The organism is Pseudoalteromonas sp. T1lg122 (assembly GCF_002964825.1).
Classification (GTDB): Bacteria; Pseudomonadota; Gammaproteobacteria; order Enterobacterales; family Alteromonadaceae; genus Pseudoalteromonas; species Pseudoalteromonas gelatinilytica.
In genome coordinates, this window is sequence record NZ_PQCG01000032.1 from 502,016 (window position 1) to 524,096 (window position 22,081).

Sequence of the window (22,081 nt, forward strand, 5' to 3'; positions counted from 1 at the left end):
ATTAAGAACGCTCAGTTAACCAACCAGTTACACTTTCTAAGGCTGCTGCAAGGTTCTCTGGCTGAGTACCACCTGCTTGAGCCATATCTGGACGACCACCGCCCTTACCGCCTACTTGTGCAGCCATGTGATTTACAAGCTCACCGGCTTTCACTTTACCTGTTAGGTCTTTAGTTACACCTGCAATTAGGCTTACTTTATCGCCATTAGCTACACCAAGGGCAATAACACCTGAACCAATCTTCGTTTTCAGGTCATCAACCATGCCACGTAGTGCTTTAGACTCAGTACCTGCAACATCAGCAACCAGCAGTTTAATACCGTTCACTTCAACAACAGAGTCAAGTAACGATGCACCTGCCGCACTTGCTAGCTTGTCGTTAAGCTGTGCAATTTGCTTCTCAAGGCCTTTTGATTTCTCAAGTAACGCAGTTACTTTTTCAAGTACTGTGCTGCTATCACCTTTAACTAGCGCTGCAACATCATTTAACTGTTGCTCTTGCTCACTTACATAAGCAACTGCTTCAGCACCCGTTACCGCTTCAATACGGCGAATACCGGCAGCGATACCGCTTTCTGATACGATTTTAAATAAACCGATATCACCAGCACGCTTAACGTGAGTACCACCACATAGCTCGATTGAGTAATCACCAATGGTTACTACGCGCACTTCGTCATCGTATTTTTCACCAAATAATGCCATCGCACCTTTTGCTTTTGCATCTTCGATAGCCATTAGCTCAGTTTCAAGCGCAAAGTTACGACGGATTTCATCGTTTACCGCACGCTCGATTTGACGTAATTCGTCTTTTGTTACCGCTTCAAAGTGTGAGAAGTCAAAACGTAAACGTTCAGGGTCAACAAGTGAGCCTTTTTGACTTACGTGCTCACCTAAAATTTGGCGTAATGTTTCATGCAAGATATGCGTTGCAGTGTGGTTCTTCTTGATGCTATCACGACGTGCTGCATCAATTGTTGCCTCTGCTTTGTCGTTTGTACCAATGCGACCTTGAACACGACCATGGTGTGCAAATGCATTACCAAGCTTAGTAGTGTTAGTCACTACAAACTCACCACCAGCGACTTTTAACACACCTGTGTCACCAACTTGACCACCAGATTCAGCATAGAACGGTGTGCGGTCTAAAATTGCGATACCTTCTTGACCATCTTCAAGTACAGAAACCGATTGACCTTCTGAGAAAAGCTCAACAACAGTACCTGTGTAATGCTCTGCATCGTAACCTTTAAAGTCTGTGTGTTTTTCAGACTTAAGTTGTTGGTTGTAATCTGCACCAAACTTACCCGCTTGCTGTGCTTGCTTACGCTGAACAGCCATACACTCTTGAAAGCCATGCTCATCAATCGTCATGAAACGCTCACGCGCCACGTCTGCCGTTAAGTCAGCTGGGAAACCGTAAGTGTCGTAAAGTTTGAATACTAAGTCACCTGGGATCACATCGCCTTCGATGTCAGTTAGGCTTTCTTCTAAAATAGCCAGACCACGCTCAAGTGTTTTACCAAACTGCTCTTCTTCAATACGCAGTACTTTTTCGATAATTTCTTGTTGCTTAGCAAGCTCTGGATACGCTTGACCCATTTGCTCAATTAGCGCAGCAACTAGCTTATAGAAGAATGCACCTTTCGCGCCTAGCTTATTACCGTGACGAACTGCACGACGAATAATACGACGTAGTACATAACCACGGCCTTCGTTTGATGGCATAACGCCGTCAGACACTAAGAACGCACACGAACGAATGTGGTCAGCCACAACGCGTAACGATTTATCATCTAAATCTTGTGCATTCGTTACTTTAGCCGCAGCTGCAATAAGTGCTTGGAATAAATCGATTTCGTAGTTTGAGTGAACGCCTTGTAAAATTGCAGAGATACGCTCAAGACCCATACCTGTATCAACAGACTGCTTAGGAAGCGGCTCCATTGTACCGTCGGCATGGCGGTTAAACTGCATGAATACTAAGTTCCAGATCTCGATGAAACGATCACCGTCTTCTTCTGGTGAACCTGGAGGACCACCCCAAATGTGCTCACCATGATCGTAAAAGATTTCAGAACATGGACCACACGGACCTGTATCACCCATTGACCAGAAGTTATCGCTAGTTGCAATGCGAATAATGCGGTCTTCACTTAGACCCACTTCTTTATGCCAAATGTTGAAGGCATCTTCGTCATCATGGTAAATGGTTACCAGTAGCTTTTCTTGCGGTAATTTCACTACTTCAGTTAAAAATTCCCACGCAAATTTAATTGCGTCTTGCTTGAAGTAATCACCAAAGCTGAAGTTACCTAACATTTCGAAGAATGTATGGTGACGCGCTGTGTAACCTACGTTTTCAAGGTCGTTATGTTTACCGCCTGCACGTACACAACGTTGTGAACTGGTTGCACGCGAGTAAGGGCGGCTTTCCGCACCTAAAAATACATCTTTAAATTGCACCATACCGGCGTTATTGAATAATAACGTGGCATCGTTACCCGGGATCAGCGAGCTTGAAGGAACAATTTGGTGTTGTTTAGAGGCAAAAAAGTCTAAGAACTGTTGCCTGATCTGTGCGGTAGTCATATGCTGCATGTGAAAATCTCACCCGTTTATTGCTGTGCTTGCATTGCAAAATCAATTTGTTCGTAATTAAAGCCTCGATACATCAAGTAGCGTACACGTTTCGCTTTTTCTTTCTGGTCGAGTTCTTTACCTGAATTTGAAAACTTCTTTAAATATGCGTCCTTTGCGAGTTCAAACCAATCGATTTCGAACTCTTCGAGCGTCTTATCTAATAATGCTCGATCTATCCCTTTTGCCATTGCTTCGCTTTGAATGCGTTTCGCACCATGATACTTAGCTAAATGGCGGCGTACAAACCCTTCGCAGTAACGCTGTTCGTTAATAAAGTTGTGTGATTCACACCAATCTAACAAGCGCTCTGTAAACTCAGGTGTCGCCTCTTTTTGCTGTAACTTTCGCGTTAAATCTCGACGCGAATAATCTTGTCGAGACAATAACCAAAGTACGTAATTCTTTAACTTTTGTTCTTTATCATCCATTACGCGTCAAAGCGTCCTGATTGTGACTGCGCTTCAGGTGCTTTTGTTTGGTCATCACCTTTTGGCACAACCGGCATAAAAATAGCCTGAAAAGACACAAAGAAGCTAATGTAACAAATTGGCATTAAAACCAATAGAGGAATAAACGATAAAGGAATACAGATCACCATTAAAATCGCGCAAATTAAGCCATAAACGCTCAATGGCGCCATATTATGATAAAACACCATGAACGACGTTTTTAAAACCTGCAACATGTTGCTCTGCTTTTGAAAATAAACCAGCGGAATTGCATAAGCAAACGCGGTTAAATAAATGCTGATTGCCAATAAAAATACGGCCACTTGGCCCATTGAGATGGTTGCTAATAAATCGGCAATATGGGTTTGATTTTGAGGATCAAATGTTTGGCTCGAAATAACCGCATAGGCATCAGCAAAAATAAAATTAGAAAGTAAAGCTATTAAAATACCGGCCGCCATCTGATACACAGCCACACGTACCAAACCAATACGATTTCCTTTGTTACTAAATGGCTTAAAAATATCAGCTTGGCTGATAGTTCCGCCTTGCTGTTTTGTTAATACGGCTTGATAAAAACCAGCCATCAAAAAAGGAGCAACAAATGCACCCACCACTTGTAATACAGGTAGCAATAAAGACAAAAAGCCAATAATACCAATTAACAGATGCATTAAAATAAAAGTGAAGGGTTGCAGCTTAAAGATTTCCCAGCCAGCTTTGAACCACTTTACGCCTGCATTGGCTTTAAAAACACGAACTTCGATCGACATAGTTTCTCATTCAATAACGACAAAACGCACCGAGTATAACTGGGTGCGTCGCTGGTTTATAGTCACCTGTTGTGAAATTTATTCAGGCTTTTTAATTTTTTTAATATCAAGCATGTGCGAGCCATGTTTGATTTTTGTTTCGAGGTAAGCTCGGTTACCTACCACACCCGCTTTAATGTGTGCATGAGTGCCAACCACTGAATCAACTTCAATACCCGCATCACGCAGTGCTTTAAGCTTATTTGGGTTGTTAGTCATTAACTTAACATGCTTTTGATTGAGTGCTTCTAACATTAATACCGCGTCTGAAAAGTCACGTAAATCATCAGCAAAGCCCAAGTGGTTATTTGCTTCGTAGGTATTCATGCCTTGCGACTGCAATACGTAAGCATCAATTTTATTGTATAAACCAATGCCACGGCCCTCTTGGCGTAAATACAGTAAAATACCGCCTTGTTGGTGCATCATCTCGATACACTCATTTAACTGTTCACCACAATCACAACGTGATGAGTGAAATACATCACCCGTTAAACACTCTGAATGCATTCGAATTAAAGGTACGTCTTGCTCAGTGTCAGCTTGATTAAACACTAAAGCAACATGCTCTTGGCCATCATTTAAGCCACTGAAAGATACGATTTCTGCAGGGATATCACTGTTTTTGCCAACATTTAGCTGGACTCTTGCTCTTACTTGCGCCACGACAAATCCAAATTTAAAAATAAATGCGATACTGCAAATGTGATTACAACAGCTTGAAGGTTGTAAGGATGCAACATACGACGAGTGATAACTAATATTGAGGCAGTTACCAGCAATTCAAGTATTATACACTCAAACCACCCCAAGATACGAGCTTTGCGCCACGCATAAACTGCGCTCAGCAAACACGATAAACGCCCTCACTTTGTACCTAGCTTATTGAATTGCAACAAATTGCTACAAATGAGCATTTAATCGATTCGATAAAATAGATTAGTTTAATCTAAATAAAGCAGTAAACCTTTTTCAAACCGTTAATAAAAACAACAATAATAATAGGGAATATTATGAAAAAAGCCTTCGTGCTAATTTGTAGCGCCCTGCTACAAAGCCAACCCAGTTCTGCCAATCAAAAGTACAATGAATCACACTACGTACCTTAAAGTTTAACAGTGACTCATCGCATGCAATTTGATACCTTGCACCTAATGATGATAATAATTATCATCAACAAGTATTAATCTCCTCTTCTCTGGGCAAAATAATAAGGAATATTATGAAAAAGAGCTCACTTGCCTTATGCATTACACTACTATTAAGTCAGCAAAGCATTGCCAATGAAACGACCACCCAAGAATTTAACGACACCTACCGCGCTTATGTCGCCGCTGTAGAAAATAAGCAAGACAGCAGTGAATTTGCCAAAAAAGCGTTTGAGCTTGGCAAAGAGATTTATGGTGAAAACGCTGACAACACTGCCAACCTGGCTATTAACTATGCAAACAGCCTTGCTAAAAGTGAACAAGAACAAAGCTTTGAGTTATATCGCACAGCCTACGAAATACTCGAAAAAAACCACGGCAAGCTAAGTGTGCAAGTGTATGATTCATTAATCGGCATGGCAGAATCAACTGCCTCTGCTAAGCGCGCTGATACGTATCTTGATGATGTCATTGCTATTGCTGAAAAACAAAACTCAGACAAGCTTGTTGCTGATGCAAAAATGACCGCTGCTCGTATCCTTGCTTACAAAGGAACTGGCGAGCGCTATTACACAGCAAAGAAATATCTTGAAGAAGCCGATAAGTACTACCAAGAAAACTTACCGAATAACGCTGTCGATCGTATTAGCGCTGACTTTTTAGTTGCCGCATTCGCAGAAAACCAACGTAAATACAGCACCGCTATTGAGCGGTTGAATCACGTAGTTAGCGTATTTGATCAAGAGCTAGACTTTGATCATCAAACCGAATTAAACGCCCATTCGAAGTTGGTTCACTTATACGAAAAAACAGGTAAAAGCGACGAAGCAACCAAACATTGTTTAGCAATTGCGAAAATGGTGCCTTGGAAAGAAAGCCAAGAACAAGAGCCGTTGTACCGTGTGCCGCCAAAATATCCAATGTCAAAAGCACAACGTATGGAAGACGGCATTGTCGTGATGGAATTTGAAGTAACCCCGTCAGGCTTTGTAGACAACATAACTGTGGTTGACTCTGAAGGTGGTACTGCATTTGAAAGAGAAGCAGTAAAAGCAATGAAAAAATGGCGTTATGCGCCTAAGTTTGAAAATGGTCAAGCCATTGCTGCAACTTCTCGGGTGCAATTAGACTTTAAAATAAAAAGATAAATAACAGGGTCGCAATGCGACCCTTTTTATAGCTTTTTAAGCAGGTTATCGGCTGCGTCCTCAATTAAATCGAGTACCTTTTCGAAACCTTGATCGCCACCATAATAGGGATCGGGGATCTCGCTCTCCCCTGCATCACCATGACTTAAAAACAGCGACAACTTATATTGTAAGTGCTCTGGGCACTGGGCTTGTAAATCAGCAAGATTTTGCTTGTCGGCTGCGAGAATTAAGTCAAACTCATAAAAATCAGCTTGAGTCACAGGTCGTGAATAAATTCCTTTAAAGCTATAACCGCGCTTTTCGGCTGCTGCTTTTGAACGTGAATCTGGTGGATTACCTTGGTGATAGCCAATGGTGCCAGCAGAATCAACTTTAACATTGACACCCAATGCCTTGGCACGGCTACGAAGTACCGCCTCAGCGGTAGGTGAGCGGCAGATATTGCCTAAGCATACAATCAAAACCTTTTTCATTATTCGTCCTTAAAATTGCTTTAAGATTGACTCATCATAACGTTCTGCATCAAGCGAGAGATTGTATTTATCTGCAACACTATCAAGCTCTGCCTGCTTAATTGCCAACTCATCCATGGTAATAGTGTTGTCATCAAGTTGCCATAACAAACGTGATCCCGCATAGCTGTAATGAATTGCTAATAAAGCATCTGCATTGCCCTCACGCCCTGCTGCTTTTAACTTTGGCATTTTACGGGTGATTTTATTAAGTGCTTTTTTAAGCTCCCACACATAGACAATTTCAGTCATGTAATCATGATTGCGGTATTTATTAAGCACAAAGCCCACCAGCAAACTACATACAACAACACCTAGTAGGTTCCAATGAAAATGGCTACCGCTTGGGTCAGGAAATAACGCTATTAACGTTTGTGAAATGGCTAAACTACCAACGGCTAGACCAATTACACAAGCAATAATCACTTGATTTAAATGTTTGCGGTAACGGGCTTTATCTATTTGAATAAGTTTCATAACAACCTAAAAAACTTGTGAAAAATAAAAAGTGAAAAAAATTTCACCCCTTTTTTATTTGCCAGCCGTTTTAGCTATGAAAGCAATTATCCTAAGAGGAACGGCTATGCATACTTTACCACTAAACTCAGCAAGCTTGAATAACAGCAATGCTGCTTTAAAGACAACCGCAGCAATTATTGGCGGCGGTGTCATGACCTTTGCAGCATTTGCATTTATGCAGTACTTAATTTCTGCTGAGCAAAGAGCCGATGTAAAAACAGGCCCTGATATCACGGTTGAAATTTATGAAGTACCAGAAGACTCAAAAGTGCAAGTAAAGCAAACACTGCCGCCACCGCCAGTTGCTAAAATGCCACCAAAAGTACCACCGCGCCCAACCATTGATACGACCGACACTGTTATAGTTGCGGATTTAACACCAACGATGACATTCGATAACATTGGCGACACGCTTAGCAAAAGCATTAATCAACCAACGGGAGATGCGACACCTATTGTACGTATAAACCCTAAATACCCTCCGGTAGCAGCTCGCGATGGCATTGAAGGCTGGGTGCAAATTAGCTTTAGTATTTCACCGACAGGCGAAGTGATTGACCCTGTTATTATTGATGCTGAGCCTAAACGGGTATTTGACCGTGAAGCAATTCGCGCGATTAAACGTTGGAAATATCGCCCTAAAGTTGTTGAAGGTGTGGCACAATTACAAACAAACCAAAGCGTTCAACTTGATTTTAAAATAGATGGATAACTGCCTATGCTAATGAGCATCAAGACATGGTTATTTGACAAGCCAAACACAGATTGTTTGGCGCAGTATGCCAAAACGGGCGACAACCGTTACCTTAACCAACTCGTTGCTCAATACGGGAACGATCTTTATCACTATCTAGTTACCCAAAGTGATAAAGATCTTGCCCTTGATATATGCCAGCAAACCTGGTTAAAAGTCATTGATAAACGCGACTTTTACAATGATCAAAACAACCCAAAAGCGTGGCTTTTTCGATTAGCTCGTAATTTATTAATTGATGAATTTCGTAAGCAGCAAAAGTTCGTTGAATTAGAAGACAACCAACTATTTTCTGAATCTCAGGATGCAAGTTATCACTACGACTATGAAGCCTTTGATAAAGCACTTATGGCGCTTAGCTTTGTACAACGTGAAGCGCTGACCTTACAACAAGAAGGCTTTAGTCTCGAAGACATTGTTGCTATCACACAAAGTAACCCAGAGACCATTAAAACTCGGCTGCGATATGCCCGTCAAAACCTGAAACAACAACTAGGAGGCCATCATGAAGCGTAACGACGAGCAATTCGATGCTGATTTAAAAGCACATTTTCAAAAACGTAAGGCAGAGCACAGCTTAAGCAGCGACGAGCTTTCAGACATGCAAAAACCACAGTCAGCAACGCCAAGGCCACAGCGCTTTTTAGGCTTACAAATGACCGGTGTTTTTGCTGCTTTAGCGATTCTTAGTTTTGTCATGCTGCAATACAACAACCGCGAGTTAACCGATGTTTATGCTGTGGATTTATCAGATTATCAATGGCTTGAGGTACACGAACTCGACGCCAAAGGCAGCTATGTGAGTAATCTTAAACAACAAAAACAAAACCTAGATGCGAACTACCAACAAGCATTAGCCAATCACCAAGCCCGCACCAGCTTCACCGGCCGTCTCGTCAGTGTTGATAACGACTGGTATATCGCCGACTGCGAGCAAAATGTCATAGTACAAATTAAACAATCACTCCTAGAAGAGCTACAAAAACACGGCACCCTAGATACTCATATTCACCAAGGTGACCTACTCGCCCTAGACCAAAACAAACAAGGGCAAATCATCGCACTCAAACAGCTAACCCATGAAACGGAAAAGTGTACGAGTTAGCGAGCTCGTAGGTTGGGTAGAGCGTAGCGAAACCCAACAAGTTAGCGAGTTACAAGAGTAAAGGAGTACCGTGGGTGTGAAATTTATTTCGCGCGATGGTTCAACGAGCCATCAGCTTTCAGCCGTCAGCTATCAGATTTAAAACAAGTTAGCGGGCTACAAGAGTAAAGTTACAAGCTTTTAAGTAGCAGCGGGTTTACCCCGCGTAGTTAGATATCAGATGTCAGATCATTCTTCTGACATCTGATATCTAATATTAATTTTACTCCCCTACCTTCGGTAGCATGCTTTTACTAATCACTTCAAATGTATCTAGGTCTATCAGCATAGAATAAACTTCATCGTTGTTGATAAATACAACGAATAAATTGCCTTCAGCGTTGAGGTTAGACTCTACAATTCGGTTGTAACCTGAAATAACTTCGCTGTAGTTTGAGCCATCAATCTTGCTTAGCGCGAAGGTGCGCTTATCTTTGCCATCTAGCAGTTTGTCGTTGTTGGTATCGTTTTTGATAACTTCATACCAAACTGCCTTAGGAGCATCGACTTTTTGCTCCTTGTAAGGACGAATATCAAACTCTTTGTAACGGCTTAAAGCACCAAACTCTATGATCAACTGATCCGTTGTTTTAAATAGCCACTTGGCGTGATTGGTTTTGTCATTAAGAAACAAGATGTTCTTTGAGCGCGTAGGTCTGTATTTATAACCACCGCTAAAATTATTGTAAACTGTTACGTCAGCTTTCACCTCGATATCCAGTTTTTCTGATTCCAACGGGATAAAGTAAAAATCACTCCCCTCGACCTTACGGGGGTAACCCAGTTTCCACTTTTCTTGCTGCTTTTCATCTTCAGCTAAGTTTAGTGTTTGTTGCTGAACATGGTTATCGGACTTAAATAAGTAAGCAACAAAATTATACCCTATTGCTGCTGCTCCAATGATTAAGCCCATAAGTAAAATTAGGCCGTTAACATTCCACACCAATTTAAAAAACTTTTCTGACTTCATACGACTTGTTAAATCCTTTTAAGAATAAGAACTTGCTAAGCTAGCAGATTTAAAACAAGTTAGCGAGTTACAAGGGGAAAGAGTAAAGGAGTTCGTAGGTTGGGTAGAGCGTAGCGAAACCCAACACACTCAGAGCTATCAGATTTAAAAAAGTTAGCGAGCTACAAGGGTAAAGTTACAAGCTTTTAAGTAGCAGCGGGTTTACCCCGAGTAGGCGTGAAATTTATTTCGCGCGATGGCCTCAATCCATACTCTTGTAGGTCGGGCTTTAGCCCGTTAATGAATAGATAATTTGTCGCCATAAATGACTACCTACGTGACGTTGAGTAGAACGGAGTGAAAACAAACAAGTTAATTAAACCCCGTGTCTACTTTATTGGGGTCAGATCATCGGGGTCAGATCAGACGGCTGACGGCTGACGGCTGACGGCTGACGGCTGACGGCTGACGGCTGACGGCTGACGGCTATCAAACTTGAATATGCGAGTTATCGAAATTCAAGCAATAAAAAACCACAGACTTCTCTGTGGTTTTTTACTTATAACTTAAGGCTTACAGCTTAAAGCTTTTATATCACAATAATACTCGTCACTAGGTAAGCGATGAAGGTTAATGCGCCGCCGAATAAGGCGTATGGCATTTGAGTTTTTACGTGAGTTAATAAATCACAGCCTGATGCAATGGCCGATACTGCGCTGGTATCTGAGATTGGCGAGCAGTGATCGCCAAACACACCACCACCTAAAATAGCAGCAATGACCAATGAAGGTGGTAACCCTAAAGCTTGAATGAGCGGTACACCAATTGGAATAAGAATTGCGAATGTGCCCCACGAGGTACCGGTGGTAAATGAAATTACCGCACCGGTTAAAAACAGCACTGGCACAACCAAGTAAATAGGTAAGAAATCACCGACTAGTCCGGCTACAAACACACCTGTACCTAGGTCTTTCAAGCTCGCGCCTAAAGTGAGTGATAGCAATACAATAGACACTAATGGCAGTAACTCACCCATACCTTTAAAGCCAATATCAACCAGCTTATGGTGTGTAAATTCACGCGAGCTAATCATTAAGAAGTAAGCCACAACACAAGCTAAAATAGTTGCGTACAGCACTGATTTAGAACCACTACCACTGGCAATATCGCCATCGCCAGTCCAGAACATAAAGCCAACCATGCTACCAATTAAGGTGATAAGTGGCACAAGCATGTAACGTGCTTTTGAACCTTTTACTTCTTCGGCTACTTCTGTTTCTTGTTGTTCTAGGTTTTCTTCAGCTTGCTTAAGCGGGCCATGTACCTTGTCAAAAGTAATGGTGTAGAACACGATAAGTAAGGTGATAATGGCATAGAAGTTATAACCAATACTGCCCCACAATACCGATACCGCAGACTCTTCCATTTCGTAGTTGCCAAGTAGGCCGAGCACGTAGGCGCCCCAACCATTTAGCAAAATTAAGATACACACAGGTGCGCTGGTACTATCGATAATGTAAGCAAGGCGCGCTCGGCTCATTTTAAATTTATCGAATAAACCACGTGATAAAATCCCCGAGGTTAATACACTTAAGTTCGATTCAATGAATACCGCAATGCCTGAGAACATGGTTAAGTAACCGACTTGGCGCTTACTTTTAGCAACCCCTTTGTTCATCAGCAAATTAACTGTCGCAGCCACGCCGCCAGATTCACGAATGTAGGCAAGTAAGGCACCAATTAGAATACTAAAAATAAGGATACGGCTATTACCAGGAGAGCTGGCAACTTCGATGACTCGCTCAATAGTATTAATAAAGGTGAAAAACAAGGTATTACCTTCACCATTCAGAGCAAGTAAAAACTCAGACGACGCAACCGCGACCAATAACGCCATGATCACTTCTTTGCGCCAAAACACAATTAAGATAGCAATCAAGGGTGGTAAAATTGAATACCAAGACATAAAAACCCTTTTAAATTAAGAACAACATTTTATTTTTATTATGCGAAAACTCGCTAAGCTTAATGGCTTTGCCACCAAACTCAACTTAATTCGACTAGTGATTTAATATACTCTCATAAATCAGTGAGATAATAGAGCCATACTTACCCGTTTCGAAACGCTTGCCGACAAACTCGTAATTTTCTTGCGACCCTTCAATTGGGGTATGGCGCGCGTTGGTTAGTAGCACAATAGCAAGGTCGTACTCAGGATCAATAACGGTCACCGTGCCTGTCCAGCCAGTATGACCAAAAGCCCGCGGGCTGGCATAAGGGCCGAAATGCCATTTACGTGCTTGATGCCCCGCGCGTCGCCAACCTAAACCATAGGTCTCATCACTTGCTTGGGAGTTTGTAAATTGCTCAAGTACTTGTGGCGTAAAAATTTGCTTGTTGTCGTAGCCACCACCATTGAGTAACACCTGCATAAGCACGGATAAATCACCGGCAGTACTAAAAAGCCCGGCATGCCCTGCTACGCCACCTAAAGCATAAAACGCTTTTTCATCATGTACTTCACCTTGCAGTACATCGGTTCGAATATTTTCAAACTCGATGCGACCACCTCGGGTATTGCCATTAATCTCTGTGGCGGCAATGTGTGAAGCTAAAAAGCCTTTTTGCAATGGATTATAAACCGTATGCGTTAAACCAAGTGGCTGATAAATTTGGCTCTCAACATAGGTATCGAGCGCCATGCCACTAATACGCTCTACCAGCACACCAAGCAACATATAATCGATATCAGAATATAGGTGTTTTACGTTCCGACCAGCCACAAAAGGCACGCCTGTTAATAGCAGGTTTTTAGTACGTAGGCTGTTTTGAGAAAAAAAGCGCTCACCAAATTTATTGTCTTTACGATGAAAATCAACCACCGCAGGATAACCCGCACTGTGGGTGAGTAAATCTTTTACTAAACGCTGTTCACGGCCGCTGCCTCTAAATTCTGGTAGGTAATAAAACAGCGGTTTTTCTACATCGAGTTTTCCTTCACTGGCAAGCTTCATCAGCGCAAAGTTAGTGGCAAACATTTTTGAGTTTGAAGCTATATCAAACAAGGTATCGTTTTGCATGGCTTGTGGGCTTGTAAGCTCACTGCCATCAGCATGATACTTTTTAGCCGCGCCATAATGGCTTAGTTTAATCAACTTGCCATCTTTAACAACAGCGAGTACCGCGCCCGGAAAGCCCTCTTTAATCTCTTGATTAATTAATTCATCAACGGCACTAAAACGCTTTTGAGTACTGTTTTTATCAAGCGTTGGGTAAGGAAAACGTAAGGTTAAGCTTGCCCCTTCAGGCAATACATTTTCTACTTTATACGTGTTTATGCCATCGCGGGTGCGTTTAGCCAAACTGTATTGATATATTTTTTCGGCTTTTAATGGTGAGGCAATATTAATTTTTTCACCATTTATGAAAATATCAGCACTGGTTGCATCTTGGTTTTCAATGATGATCTCACCGCGACCTTTATAGGCTGTAAATGTGCCTCGGTCGTTAACAAGCGCGCGACTACTCGGATCAAGTGCCGGAATACGCGCTACAACTTGTGCATTAGCCAGTGTTTTTGGCGCTGGCTCAACCGCTTGCTGTTGCTGCTGATATTCTTGAAATAACCGCTCACTCTTTTTAGGAAAGTATTTATCTAATAAAGCAAAAAGCACAGCGGCACTTCTTGCATCACTATTGCCACTTACATGCCAAGGCAAAAAGTGCATTTGAAAAGCACTTAAGGCATCGAGCGTTTGCGAGTCAAGCTGACCCGTTGCAATCACCTCATAGCCGTAACTACGCAATGCTTTTTGCATTAACTCAACAGAAGGCTTTGATGAACTAAATAGCTGCCAATACTTATCAACAGTGTCGCTTTCATACCACGCACCGATACCTGCTTTATACAGTTGATACCAAGGAAAACGCGGACCTGGGTCGTTCTTACGGCTTGGGGCAATATCCGAATGGCCAATAACTTGAGTTGGGCCGATATCTGGGTTCCGAGCAAGAATATCTTTGCTTAGCTCGATTAGTAGCTCAATTTGTTTGGCATCATAGTCTGGAAAAATACATAACTTGCTGGCGTCATTTTCCATCACAAGCTTAGTTTGCTCAGGGATATGACAGGTTGGTACATTCACTATTTCAATACCAATTGAATGGTCATTTAAATCTTCTCGGCCTTGCCAAAAACTGCGTCCGGCGTGCCATGCTCTATCTTTTTCATCAACCAGCTGAATAATTTCTAAATCGTCTTTTGGATAACTAGGATCGCCTGATTCAGGTAATAAATAATGTGAACTTAAGCCTCCTTCATCCACCAAAGCACGCATTGATTTTTCGTAATCAATGGCGGTGTAATGCATCACTAAAAACTTAACACGATGGCTGTAATTAGCTGATTGTGTGTAGGTATATGGATTACTGGCACAGCTTACTAATAATGCCGCACTACTGAGATAACACAGCTGTTTAAGTAACGTTTTCAAAGGGGTAAAACTCATAACAGATTCATACCTGATGATTTAAGCGTTGACGATTCTCAGCAATACAGTAGCAACACCCACTTAACATGTAAAATATTTTATTTCACAATTGGAGAATAAAAAGCATACATTATCGCTAAGTTACTAAAAATAGAGCTATCTCAATAATTAGTGTTGTATCTATTATGGAATAAAACTATATTATTCCATCTAAATTAAGAAAAATATTCCAAACTTAGGTCTGCTAAAACAAAAATAAGTCGTCGTGTTAAGCAAACAATGCGCCCAAGCCCTGTGTTTATAATAGAACCATCGCTTTGCGTTTTGACTAAGTTAAGCAAACAAAGTGAGCCCTATGTCTACTTTTGTAAAAATTAAAGCCTTACGCCAATCTCTATCGAGCAGCGAAGCTAAGCTTGCTGACTTTACGTTAAATTCTGCGAATGCGATTCGTAATTTATCATCGGTTGAACTAGCAAAAGTGGTTGGTGTAAGCCAATCAAGTGTGGTGAAGTTTTCGCAAAAGTTAGGTTATAAAGGCTTCCCTGCTTTTAAACTTGCAGTAATTGATGCCCTTAACGATGAAAGCAGCGAACCTAAGCTACATGGCAAGATCACCCTGAATGACTCGCTAGAGCAAATCGCTGAAAAACTATTAAGCAGTAAATTGGCGGTGTTAACCGAAACTAAAAACCTCAACGAAGCGCCGGCAGTCGAAAAAGCGGTAGAGCTATTAAAATCAGCAAAACGTATTCTGATTTGTGGTTTAGGTGGCTCAGCGCTGGTTGCAAAAGATTTTTCTTATAAATTACAAAAACTCGGTATGCCTGCAATTGCAGAGCCAGATGGCCATGCACAACTTGCGTATGTTGCGACCTTTTCGAAAGGTGACTTGGTCATCGCGATAAGTGAGTCAGGTATGACTCGCGAAATTGCCGAAGTTGTTAAACAAGCTAAGAAAAATTCAAGCTCGGTGATCTCAGTGACTAAATTTGGCAGCAGCCTTGTTGCCGACTCGGCTGATGTAAAACTTTACTCGGTTGCTGAAGGCGAGTCTGTGCGTTTATCATCGATTTTAGCGCGTACGGCGCAAGATTTTGTCATTGATATTTTGTTTATTGCCCTAACACAGTCGAGCCGCCAAGGCCGTAAGTTACTAGAACATTCTAATGAAGTTGTTGGCGAATTTAAGAATAACTAATTTATCCAATAAGGTTATATAAATACTTAAAAGCAGCTTAGGCTGCTTTTTTTGTGTCTAATTTTCGGATGCTGTTTACCACGTCCCTTTGCCCTCTAAGCCTTTAAATAATTGCGATAAGCGACTGACTAAAAAGTCATAATTTCTTACAAAATTCTCCAACCAATAATTTAGCACCCAGCTAAAGCAAGCCATTACTGAACTTTACCTAAAATGGGTTATATATTTTATTCCTAAAAACACACCTTTAAATAAAAAAATATTCTTGACCACATCCAATAACACCTGTTTAATATATGGGCAACATAATTTTAAAGTTCATAAGTCTCAATTGGGTAAGTAGTCCATCAAAGCATATAAATATAAGGACGGGAAACAATGAAACAACATGCATCCACACTCGCAATGAGCTATATAGCCAAAGCGACTAACAATGCACTTCGCGCAAAGAAAACAGCCTTAACCGGTGTTGTTATGGCCGCGGCACTCGCCAGCGCACCAGCCTTTGCAAATCTAACTGGTAGCATCAAAGGTAAAGTATCATCACCTGAAGCGCAGCAGTCACTGGCGGGGATCACCGTTACAGCAAAAAGTAACGTGATGCCAAAACCACGTACTGTCGTTACCCGCGAAGATGGTAGCTACGACTTACCGCAGTTAAAACCAGGTACTTATGAACTGACTTTCACCGATAAAAACGGTGTGACTCAAACCATGACTGTGGATGTTTTACTTGAACAAACATCAAGCTTAAATGTCACTATGGGTGGCGCTAAAGAAAATGTTGAAGTAATCACAGTAACTGGCAGTAAGTTATTCCGCGAAGGTAAATCTGCACTGACTAACTCATTAGGTGAAGAAGCAATCAACAGCGTGCCAGTTGGTCAAGATTACCGCGACCTATTAAAACTAGTACCGGGTGTTGAACTATCTGAAAACGCAACTCTTGGCCCATCAGCCGGTGGTTCTGGTGTTGATAACTCTTACGGTTTCGATGGTGTTGATGTTTCACTCCCTATGTTTGGTAACTTAGCATCAGAGCCATCAACCCATGACGTTGCATACGTAACTATGGACCGTGGTGGTGCAAAAGCGGTTGGTTTTAACCGTTCAGGTGGCTTCTCAATCAACACCGTGTCAAAATCAGGTACTGACGAATTCCACGGAAATGTTGAATACAAAGTTCAACCTAAAAGTTTAGTTGCAACTCCGACAGGTCAAGAAAGCTATGAGCTTGATAAAAGCTGGCTTACAGCGAGTTTAGGCGGCCCACTTATTGAAGACACTTTATACTTCTACACTTCTTATTTTCGTCCTGAAGAAACTCGAACCAATAAAGATACCGCGTATGGTGAAGTAAAAGACTATAAGAGTGTGCGTGATGAATACTTTGGTAAGTTAACTTGGGCACCAACAGACGATATTTTAATTAATATTTCACAGCGTACCTCAGAAAAAACCATCGAAGGTCGCTCAATTGGCGCTTACGAAACAGACAGCGTCTCTGCAGGTGATATAGCCAACCAAGATATCTTTACATTAGATGGTTCATGGATTTTAGGTGACGCAACAACCCTTTCATTCCAATACAGTAAATTTGAACTTGAGTCTGGTACCACACCTGATACAGAGCTATCTGTAGTGCCATCGTTAACGGGTCAACTAGACATCAGCAATCTCGCTGAAATGGGTTACTTCAGTGTACCAAGCTTATTAGATGCTGATGATAACTACACAGCAGAGCAAATTGCTGCATTTAATGCAGGCGCTGCACCTCTAATTGCACAATACGGTTATACTGAAAACGGCGAATTGCTTGGCGGTGGTGGTGTTGGTGCGTATTACCAATACGATAATATCGACTTCTACCGTGATAGCTTCGAGTTAAACCTAGAGCATGAATTTAGCTGGGGCGATACTTACCACACGTTACATGTAGGTGGCGAATGGAAAGAAGGTAAAGAAGTACTGTCTCGCCTTTCAAATGGTTGGGGTAGCATCTCTTATGTTGGCGGCCTCGACGAGAGCTTAGAAGAAGGCAGCTCAGCACCAGTTATTTACCGTGCTCGCGTGCAACAAATGAGCTTAGTTGCTGGTGAAGACGCCGTTTCTGCAATCAACTCAGAAATGGAAACGCTGAACTTCGAAATCAACGATACCATTGAAGTAGGTGATTGGACTTACAACATCGGTGTGTTGGTGAGCCGCGATACTTGGTATGGCCAAGGTCTTAAATCGGCATCTGGTACCATCTCGGGCTATGAATTAGCACCTGGCGAAAAGTACAAAATGTACCAAACAGATTGGTCAGATATGATCCAACCGCGTTTAGGTGCAACTTGGAATTATGCAGATCAAGACTCAGTATTTGCAAACTTCTCAATGTATAACCCTGAAGCAAGCTCTCTTGCACGTGCTGCATCTTGGGACCGTAATACCCGTGCCGAAATTGAAGTTGAATTTGATGAAGCGGGTAACGTAATTTATGCAGAGCCGCGCCAAGGTTCATCAGGTAAAGTATTTGCTGATGACTTAACACCTCGTCAAATCAAAGAGTTTACACTTGGTACCACTAAATATGTGGGTTCTGATTTAGTGTTACGTGCTCACGTACGTCACCGTAAGGCGTCGCATTTCTGGGAAGATATGCCAAATAATGCGCGCTTAACTGACTACTCTGGTGTTGATGCTGAAGGCGTGCCACAACATATTGCAGACAAAGGTTTATATGTAGATAACCTAGATGACATCCGTAATGAAATTGGTGGTTCATCTTATGTTATCGCTGAAGTAGATGGTGGTGAGACTAAATATTGGGAAGCTAGCATCGAAGCTGAATACTTAGGTGAAAACAGCTACATCAATGCTTCTTATGTTTGGAGTCATTATTACGGTAACTTCGACCAAGATAACACTACCGCAACAACAGATGCTAATACCTTCATTGGTTCATCGAACTATGGTGATGGCCGCGGTCGTTACCCTTGGGATTACAAATACGGCACACTATCAGGTGATAAACCGCATAAAGTAAAAGTGTATGGTTACTACACTGTGCCATGGGATGCGAACATCGGTGCATACTTTGTATTCCAGTCGGGTAAACCTTGGGAAGCATGGGATGGTTCAATCTACGGTTACTCAAGTGGCACCACGCGCTACAGCGAGCCTGCAGGTAGTCGTCGTAGCCCAAGCCATTGGCAACTTGACTTAAACTACACCCAAGACTTTAGATTCTCAGGTGACATGGAATTACAATTCCGCGCTGATATCTTTAACGTATTTGACCGTCAAACAGGTTATAACAATAACCCTTATGTCTCGTCAGAAACCTTTGGTGAGTATCGTAACTACTACAGCCCACGTCGCGTGCAGCTGTCGTTTAACTTCAAGTTCTAAGTTAATCAATCCTGTTGGGGGCCGCCATTGCGGCCCTTTTTTATGCCTCAAAAACAGTAAAAGCTTAAATTGTACAAAATGCTTTTGCTGCATCCATATTAGTCGCTTCTTTCATAAAGTAGTCGAGCTGTACCGTTCGGGTTGTCGCTCGCGACTCACTGTTACTTGTACTTGCCTGCCACTGCCAATTTTTAAGCGACTCTCGCGACACATCGACAAATAGCCCTTCTGGGAAGCTCTCTACAAAACGGATATCGGTGGTATTACCTTGTTTATTTATGGTAATTAAAAAGCGCGCACAGCCCGTCTGTTTGGCAATTTCTGCTGCTTTAGGATAACTGGGCTTTGTTGCGTGTTTAAGCATCCACAGCTGCTCTGCTGCGTTTTTATCATCTCGAAGGTCAAGTACATCGGTTGAGTTACTTGTTGTACTGTTTGGGAGTTATGAGCAGCCAGCAAGTAATGCAAATACGGCAAGTAAATGAACTTTCATGGTATATCCTTACAAATCAAGTTCATGAATAAAGCATAGCTTTTTATAGGCATAAAAAAACGAGGCAAGCGCCTCGTTGTTAGTTAGCTAGTTAGGTATTATTGATACAGCAAATACGCGGAGCGCTTGCGTTTATAAGCACTTAAATCGGCTTGCCAGCTTTGCTTTATTTGTTGCTCTGTTTGGCCGGCTTCAATGGCTAAACGCAATTTATCAGTCCCTGCAAGTTTATCCATAAAATCAGCGCGTTCAAAAAACGTTTGATCATTCGCACTTAGCTTTTGATAAGCCGAAATAAACAAGCTTAAATCTAGGCCATGAATATCAGCATCTCGTAAGTCTTGACCAAATACTTCGACCCCTTTGAATTTAGGGTGCATTGAAGCGCCTTTAATCGCCCTAGGCGTAAAGCTAAATTCGCCGAGTTTAACTGGCGAGTAACCAACAACTTGAAACGGAAAATCAGTACCACGGCCAATAGTTACAGGCGTTGCTTCAAAGAAACACAAAGATGGATATAGCGCAATTGATTGAGCATTCGGTAAGTTAGGGCTTGGCTTTATTGGTAGCTCATAAGCCATAGTACGGTCATAATTTGCAACAGGCACGACACTTAGTTCAAGCTTATCAGCGTCATTTATCCAGCCTTCACCTTTGATCATTTGAGCAAGTTCAGCCACTGTCATACCGTGTAAAACAGGAATTTCGTGCATGCCAACAAATGAGCGAAATTTTGGGTCAAGGATAGGTCCATCCACATAGGCTATATTTGGGTTTGGTCTATCGAGTACCACAACCTGTTTACCATTTTCAGCGGCAGCTTCCATTACGTAGTGCATTGAGCTGATATAAGTGTAAAAACGAACACCAACATCTTGAATATCAAAAATAATGACGTCTAAATCAGCAAGCATCTCAGGGCTTGGCTTTTTATTACTGCCATAAATCGACACAACATCAATGCCGGTTTTAGCATCTACTGTGCTTTTAACGTGAGCACCAGCGTCATGGTCGCCGCGAAAGCCATGCTCTGGAGCAAATATTTTGCTAACGACAACGCCTTTATCAAGTAAGGCATCAACCAAATGTTGACCATTCACCACTGATGTCTGATTAACGACCAAGCCAACACGTTTCCCTGTTAATGCAGGTACATAAGCTTGAAAATTGGCTGCGCCCACCTGTAAAGGCTGTGCATTTTTAGGCGCTTGTTCAGGTGTTTCTTGGCAACCTAAAAGCGCTAGACAACTAACAAATAAAACAGTTAAAAAACGCATTATTCTTCAACCGCCTTACGTAAAAAGCCACCCGCTTTTGACAATAACTGTTTTGCTTCAGGAGCTGGTTTTCCGGTTAACACAATTAAAATAGCCAGTTTTGCGCTTTGCTCGGCTTGCTTTAATGCATCCACTGCTTGCTGCTGTGTACAATCTGTTGCTTGCATCACAATACGAATAGCACGAGCGTGCAGCTTTTCATTACTAGCATTTACATCAACCATCAGGTTTTTATACACCTTACCTGTGCGGATCATGCTAGCTGTGCTTAGCATATTCAGTACGAGTTTTTGTGCCGTGCCCGATTTCATACGTGTAGAGCCAGTTACAGCTTCTGCACCCACCACGGGGCAAATGCCGATTTGTGGTAAACGCATCACCGCTGAATCAGGGTTACAAGTGACACCCACAGTGACACAACCAAGTGATTTAGCGTATTCAATTGCCGAGCAAACATAAGGAGTTCGACCGCTGGCGGCAATGCCAACCACAACATCTTTACTGGTTAAATTGGCATTTTTTAAGTCTTCAATAGCAAACGTAGTGCTATCTTCAGCGCCTTCTACGGCTTTTTTAACCGCGGTGTCACCACCAGCAATAATACCAAGCACTTGCTGATCGCTTACGCTATAGGTAGGCGCACATTCAACCGCATCCAAAATACCCAAACGACCACTGGTGCCAGCACCAATGTAAATTAACCTGCCACCTTGTTGAAATGCTTCAACGACATGATCGACAGCTTCACTAATTTGTGGGATCACAAGTTTCACGGCACCCGCTACTTTGTGATCTTCATTATTGATTTTAGTGAGGATCTCAGTGGAGCTGAGCAGATCGATATCCAAAGTGTCTGGGTTTTGTCCTTCAGAGACAATACCGTTTAACTCTTCGAGTAACTCACGTTGTTGCTTAAAGACGTGCTCAGGGCTCATTGGGTTGTCCTTTTTCAATAATGTCATGGTAATGCTTTGCCGCTAAAATGGCGGCACCAGTTAATGAATCTCCCTTACAAGGAGATAATTCGTTTTGTAAGGCCAGTGGCAATAACGGTTGGCTGACTTTCGCCAAACCACCAATTAAAATCACCGGTAACGGCGAGTTACCTCGGCTTTTATTTATTAACCGAACCACCGATT

At 42.1% G+C, this 22,081-nt stretch carries 19 protein-coding genes; 6 read left to right on the forward strand and 13 right to left on the reverse strand.

Going from position 1 to position 22,081, the window contains the following annotated elements; translation table 11 throughout:
• Position 1: 1 nt before the first annotated feature.
• The 4 genes from alaS to C2M33_RS14725 form a co-directional block, all read right to left on the reverse strand.
• Positions 2-2,602: an alanine--tRNA ligase gene (gene alaS / locus C2M33_RS14710; RefSeq protein ID WP_063703458.1), complete on the reverse strand. Its 2,601-nt coding sequence runs from the start codon at positions 2,600-2,602 to the stop codon at positions 2-4.
• A gap of 17 nt (positions 2,603-2,619) precedes the next feature.
• Positions 2,620-3,072, reverse strand: coding sequence for a regulatory protein RecX (locus tag C2M33_RS14715; RefSeq protein WP_063703456.1), 453 nt, complete (start codon positions 3,070-3,072; stop codon positions 2,620-2,622).
• Positions 3,072-3,866, reverse strand: coding sequence for a BPSS1780 family membrane protein (locus C2M33_RS14720; RefSeq protein ID WP_105174792.1), 795 nt, complete (start codon positions 3,864-3,866; stop codon positions 3,072-3,074). The genes C2M33_RS14715 and C2M33_RS14720 overlap by 1 nt, the downstream gene beginning before the upstream one ends.
• A gap of 78 nt (positions 3,867-3,944) precedes the next feature.
• On the reverse strand, positions 3,945-4,571 hold the full coding sequence (locus tag C2M33_RS14725; protein ID WP_054551277.1) for a GTP cyclohydrolase II: 627 nt from the start codon (positions 4,569-4,571) through the stop codon (positions 3,945-3,947).
• A 556-nt stretch (positions 4,572-5,127) separates the two neighbouring features.
• Between C2M33_RS14725 and C2M33_RS14730 the strand changes: the two genes are divergently transcribed.
• Positions 5,128-6,201 (forward strand): TonB family protein, encoded by a 1,074-nt coding sequence (locus tag C2M33_RS14730; RefSeq protein WP_063703451.1) that lies wholly within the window; start codon positions 5,128-5,130, stop codon positions 6,199-6,201.
• A gap of 26 nt (positions 6,202-6,227) precedes the next feature.
• On the opposite strand, the gene C2M33_RS14735 is transcribed toward C2M33_RS14730, so the two are convergent.
• Both C2M33_RS14735 and C2M33_RS14740 read right to left on the reverse strand, forming a co-directional pair.
• Positions 6,228-6,677, reverse strand: coding sequence for a low molecular weight protein-tyrosine-phosphatase (locus C2M33_RS14735; RefSeq protein ID WP_063703449.1), 450 nt, complete (start codon positions 6,675-6,677; stop codon positions 6,228-6,230).
• 9 nt (positions 6,678-6,686) lie between these two features.
• A complete protein-coding gene (locus tag C2M33_RS14740; protein ID WP_063703447.1) occupies positions 6,687-7,193 on the reverse strand; it encodes a DUF3087 domain-containing protein in 507 nt (168 codons plus the stop codon).
• Between the two features lie 106 nt (positions 7,194-7,299).
• On the opposite strand from C2M33_RS14740, the gene C2M33_RS14745 reads away from it, so the two are divergent.
• The 3 genes from C2M33_RS14745 to C2M33_RS14755 are packed head-to-tail and all read left to right on the forward strand — an operon-like array spanning position 7,300 to position 9,094.
• On the forward strand, positions 7,300-7,947 hold the full coding sequence (locus C2M33_RS14745) for an energy transducer TonB (protein WP_063703445.1): 648 nt from the start codon (positions 7,300-7,302) through the stop codon (positions 7,945-7,947).
• A 6-nt stretch (positions 7,948-7,953) separates the two neighbouring features.
• On the forward strand, positions 7,954-8,505 hold the full coding sequence (locus C2M33_RS14750) for an RNA polymerase sigma factor (protein ID WP_063703443.1): 552 nt from the start codon (positions 7,954-7,956) through the stop codon (positions 8,503-8,505).
• Positions 8,495-9,094 carry a hypothetical protein gene (locus tag C2M33_RS14755; RefSeq protein ID WP_105174793.1) on the forward strand — a complete coding sequence of 200 codons (600 nt, stop codon included), beginning with the start codon at positions 8,495-8,497 and terminating at the stop codon, positions 9,092-9,094. Before C2M33_RS14750 ends, C2M33_RS14755 begins: the two co-directional genes overlap by 11 nt.
• A 262-nt stretch (positions 9,095-9,356) precedes the next feature.
• Here the strand turns inward: C2M33_RS14755 and C2M33_RS14760 are convergent, their stop codons facing one another.
• The 3 genes from C2M33_RS14760 to pbp4b all read right to left on the reverse strand — a co-directional run bounded on the left by C2M33_RS14760 (position 9,357) and on the right by pbp4b (position 14,590).
• Complete coding sequence (locus tag C2M33_RS14760; protein ID WP_105174794.1) at positions 9,357-10,103, reverse strand: hypothetical protein; 747 nt, start codon at positions 10,101-10,103, stop codon at positions 9,357-9,359.
• Between the two features lie 568 nt (positions 10,104-10,671).
• Positions 10,672-12,048 (reverse strand): Na+/H+ antiporter NhaC family protein, encoded by a 1,377-nt coding sequence (locus C2M33_RS14765; RefSeq protein ID WP_063703429.1) that lies wholly within the window; start codon positions 12,046-12,048, stop codon positions 10,672-10,674.
• 94 nt (positions 12,049-12,142) lie between these two features.
• A complete protein-coding gene (gene pbp4b / locus C2M33_RS14770) occupies positions 12,143-14,590 on the reverse strand; it encodes a penicillin binding protein PBP4B (protein ID WP_105174795.1) in 2,448 nt (815 codons plus the stop codon).
• Positions 14,591-14,927: 337 nt separating this feature from the next.
• On the opposite strand from pbp4b, the gene C2M33_RS14775 reads away from it, so the two are divergent.
• Together C2M33_RS14775 and C2M33_RS14780 are read left to right on the forward strand one after the other, a co-directional pair.
• A complete protein-coding gene (locus C2M33_RS14775) occupies positions 14,928-15,773 on the forward strand; it encodes a MurR/RpiR family transcriptional regulator (protein ID WP_054560797.1) in 846 nt (281 codons plus the stop codon).
• 378 nt (positions 15,774-16,151) lie between these two features.
• The gene (locus C2M33_RS14780) at positions 16,152-19,172 is read left to right on the forward strand and encodes a carboxypeptidase regulatory-like domain-containing protein (RefSeq protein WP_105174796.1); all 3,021 of its coding nucleotides are present in this window, start codon (positions 16,152-16,154) and stop codon (positions 19,170-19,172) included.
• Between the two features lie 64 nt (positions 19,173-19,236).
• On the opposite strand, the gene C2M33_RS14785 is transcribed toward C2M33_RS14780, so the two are convergent.
• The 4 genes from C2M33_RS14785 to C2M33_RS14800 form a co-directional block, all read right to left on the reverse strand.
• Entirely contained in the window at positions 19,237-19,536 is a 300-nt protein-coding gene (locus C2M33_RS14785; RefSeq protein WP_063703421.1) for an energy transducer TonB, read from the reverse strand.
• Positions 19,537-19,763: 227 nt separating this feature from the next.
• On the reverse strand, positions 19,764-20,942 hold the full coding sequence (locus tag C2M33_RS14790) for an exo-beta-N-acetylmuramidase NamZ family protein (protein WP_105174797.1): 1,179 nt from the start codon (positions 20,940-20,942) through the stop codon (positions 19,764-19,766).
• On the reverse strand, positions 20,942-21,877 hold the full coding sequence (murQ, locus tag C2M33_RS14795) for an N-acetylmuramic acid 6-phosphate etherase (RefSeq protein ID WP_105174798.1): 936 nt from the start codon (positions 21,875-21,877) through the stop codon (positions 20,942-20,944). Before murQ ends, C2M33_RS14790 begins: the two co-directional genes overlap by 1 nt.
• Complete coding sequence (locus C2M33_RS14800) at positions 21,867-22,076, reverse strand: hypothetical protein (protein ID WP_105174799.1); 210 nt, start codon at positions 22,074-22,076, stop codon at positions 21,867-21,869. Before C2M33_RS14800 ends, murQ begins: the two co-directional genes overlap by 11 nt.
• Between the last annotated feature and the right edge of the window lie 5 nt (positions 22,077-22,081).

Excerpts from the sequence above, each read along its gene's own strand:
- alaS (WP_063703458.1), bottom strand. The coding sequence starts at position 2,602 with ATGCAGCATATGACTACCGCACAGATCAGGCAACAGTTCTTAGACTTT.
- C2M33_RS14715 (WP_063703456.1), bottom strand. The coding sequence starts at position 3,072 with ATGGATGATAAAGAACAAAAGTTAAAGAATTACGTACTTTGGTTATTG.
- C2M33_RS14720 (WP_105174792.1), bottom strand. The coding sequence starts at position 3,866 with ATGTCGATCGAAGTTCGTGTTTTTAAAGCCAATGCAGGCGTAAAGTGG.
- C2M33_RS14730 (WP_063703451.1), top strand. The coding sequence starts at position 5,128 with ATGAAAAAGAGCTCACTTGCCTTATGCATTACACTACTATTAAGTCAG.
- C2M33_RS14735 (WP_063703449.1), bottom strand. The coding sequence starts at position 6,677 with ATGAAAAAGGTTTTGATTGTATGCTTAGGCAATATCTGCCGCTCACCT.
- C2M33_RS14740 (WP_063703447.1), bottom strand. The coding sequence starts at position 7,193 with ATGAAACTTATTCAAATAGATAAAGCCCGTTACCGCAAACATTTAAAT.
- C2M33_RS14745 (WP_063703445.1), top strand. The coding sequence starts at position 7,300 with ATGCATACTTTACCACTAAACTCAGCAAGCTTGAATAACAGCAATGCT.
- C2M33_RS14750 (WP_063703443.1), top strand. The coding sequence starts at position 7,954 with ATGCTAATGAGCATCAAGACATGGTTATTTGACAAGCCAAACACAGAT.
- C2M33_RS14755 (WP_105174793.1), top strand. The coding sequence starts at position 8,495 with ATGAAGCGTAACGACGAGCAATTCGATGCTGATTTAAAAGCACATTTT.
- C2M33_RS14760 (WP_105174794.1), bottom strand. The coding sequence starts at position 10,103 with ATGAAGTCAGAAAAGTTTTTTAAATTGGTGTGGAATGTTAACGGCCTA.
- C2M33_RS14765 (WP_063703429.1), bottom strand. The coding sequence starts at position 12,048 with ATGTCTTGGTATTCAATTTTACCACCCTTGATTGCTATCTTAATTGTG.
- pbp4b (WP_105174795.1), bottom strand. The coding sequence starts at position 14,590 with ATGAGTTTTACCCCTTTGAAAACGTTACTTAAACAGCTGTGTTATCTC.
- C2M33_RS14775 (WP_054560797.1), top strand. The coding sequence starts at position 14,928 with ATGTCTACTTTTGTAAAAATTAAAGCCTTACGCCAATCTCTATCGAGC.
- C2M33_RS14780 (WP_105174796.1), top strand. The coding sequence starts at position 16,152 with ATGAAACAACATGCATCCACACTCGCAATGAGCTATATAGCCAAAGCG.
- C2M33_RS14785 (WP_063703421.1), bottom strand. The coding sequence starts at position 19,536 with ATGCTTAAACACGCAACAAAGCCCAGTTATCCTAAAGCAGCAGAAATT.
- C2M33_RS14790 (WP_105174797.1), bottom strand. The coding sequence starts at position 20,942 with ATGCGTTTTTTAACTGTTTTATTTGTTAGTTGTCTAGCGCTTTTAGGT.
- murQ (WP_105174798.1), bottom strand. The coding sequence starts at position 21,877 with ATGAGCCCTGAGCACGTCTTTAAGCAACAACGTGAGTTACTCGAAGAG.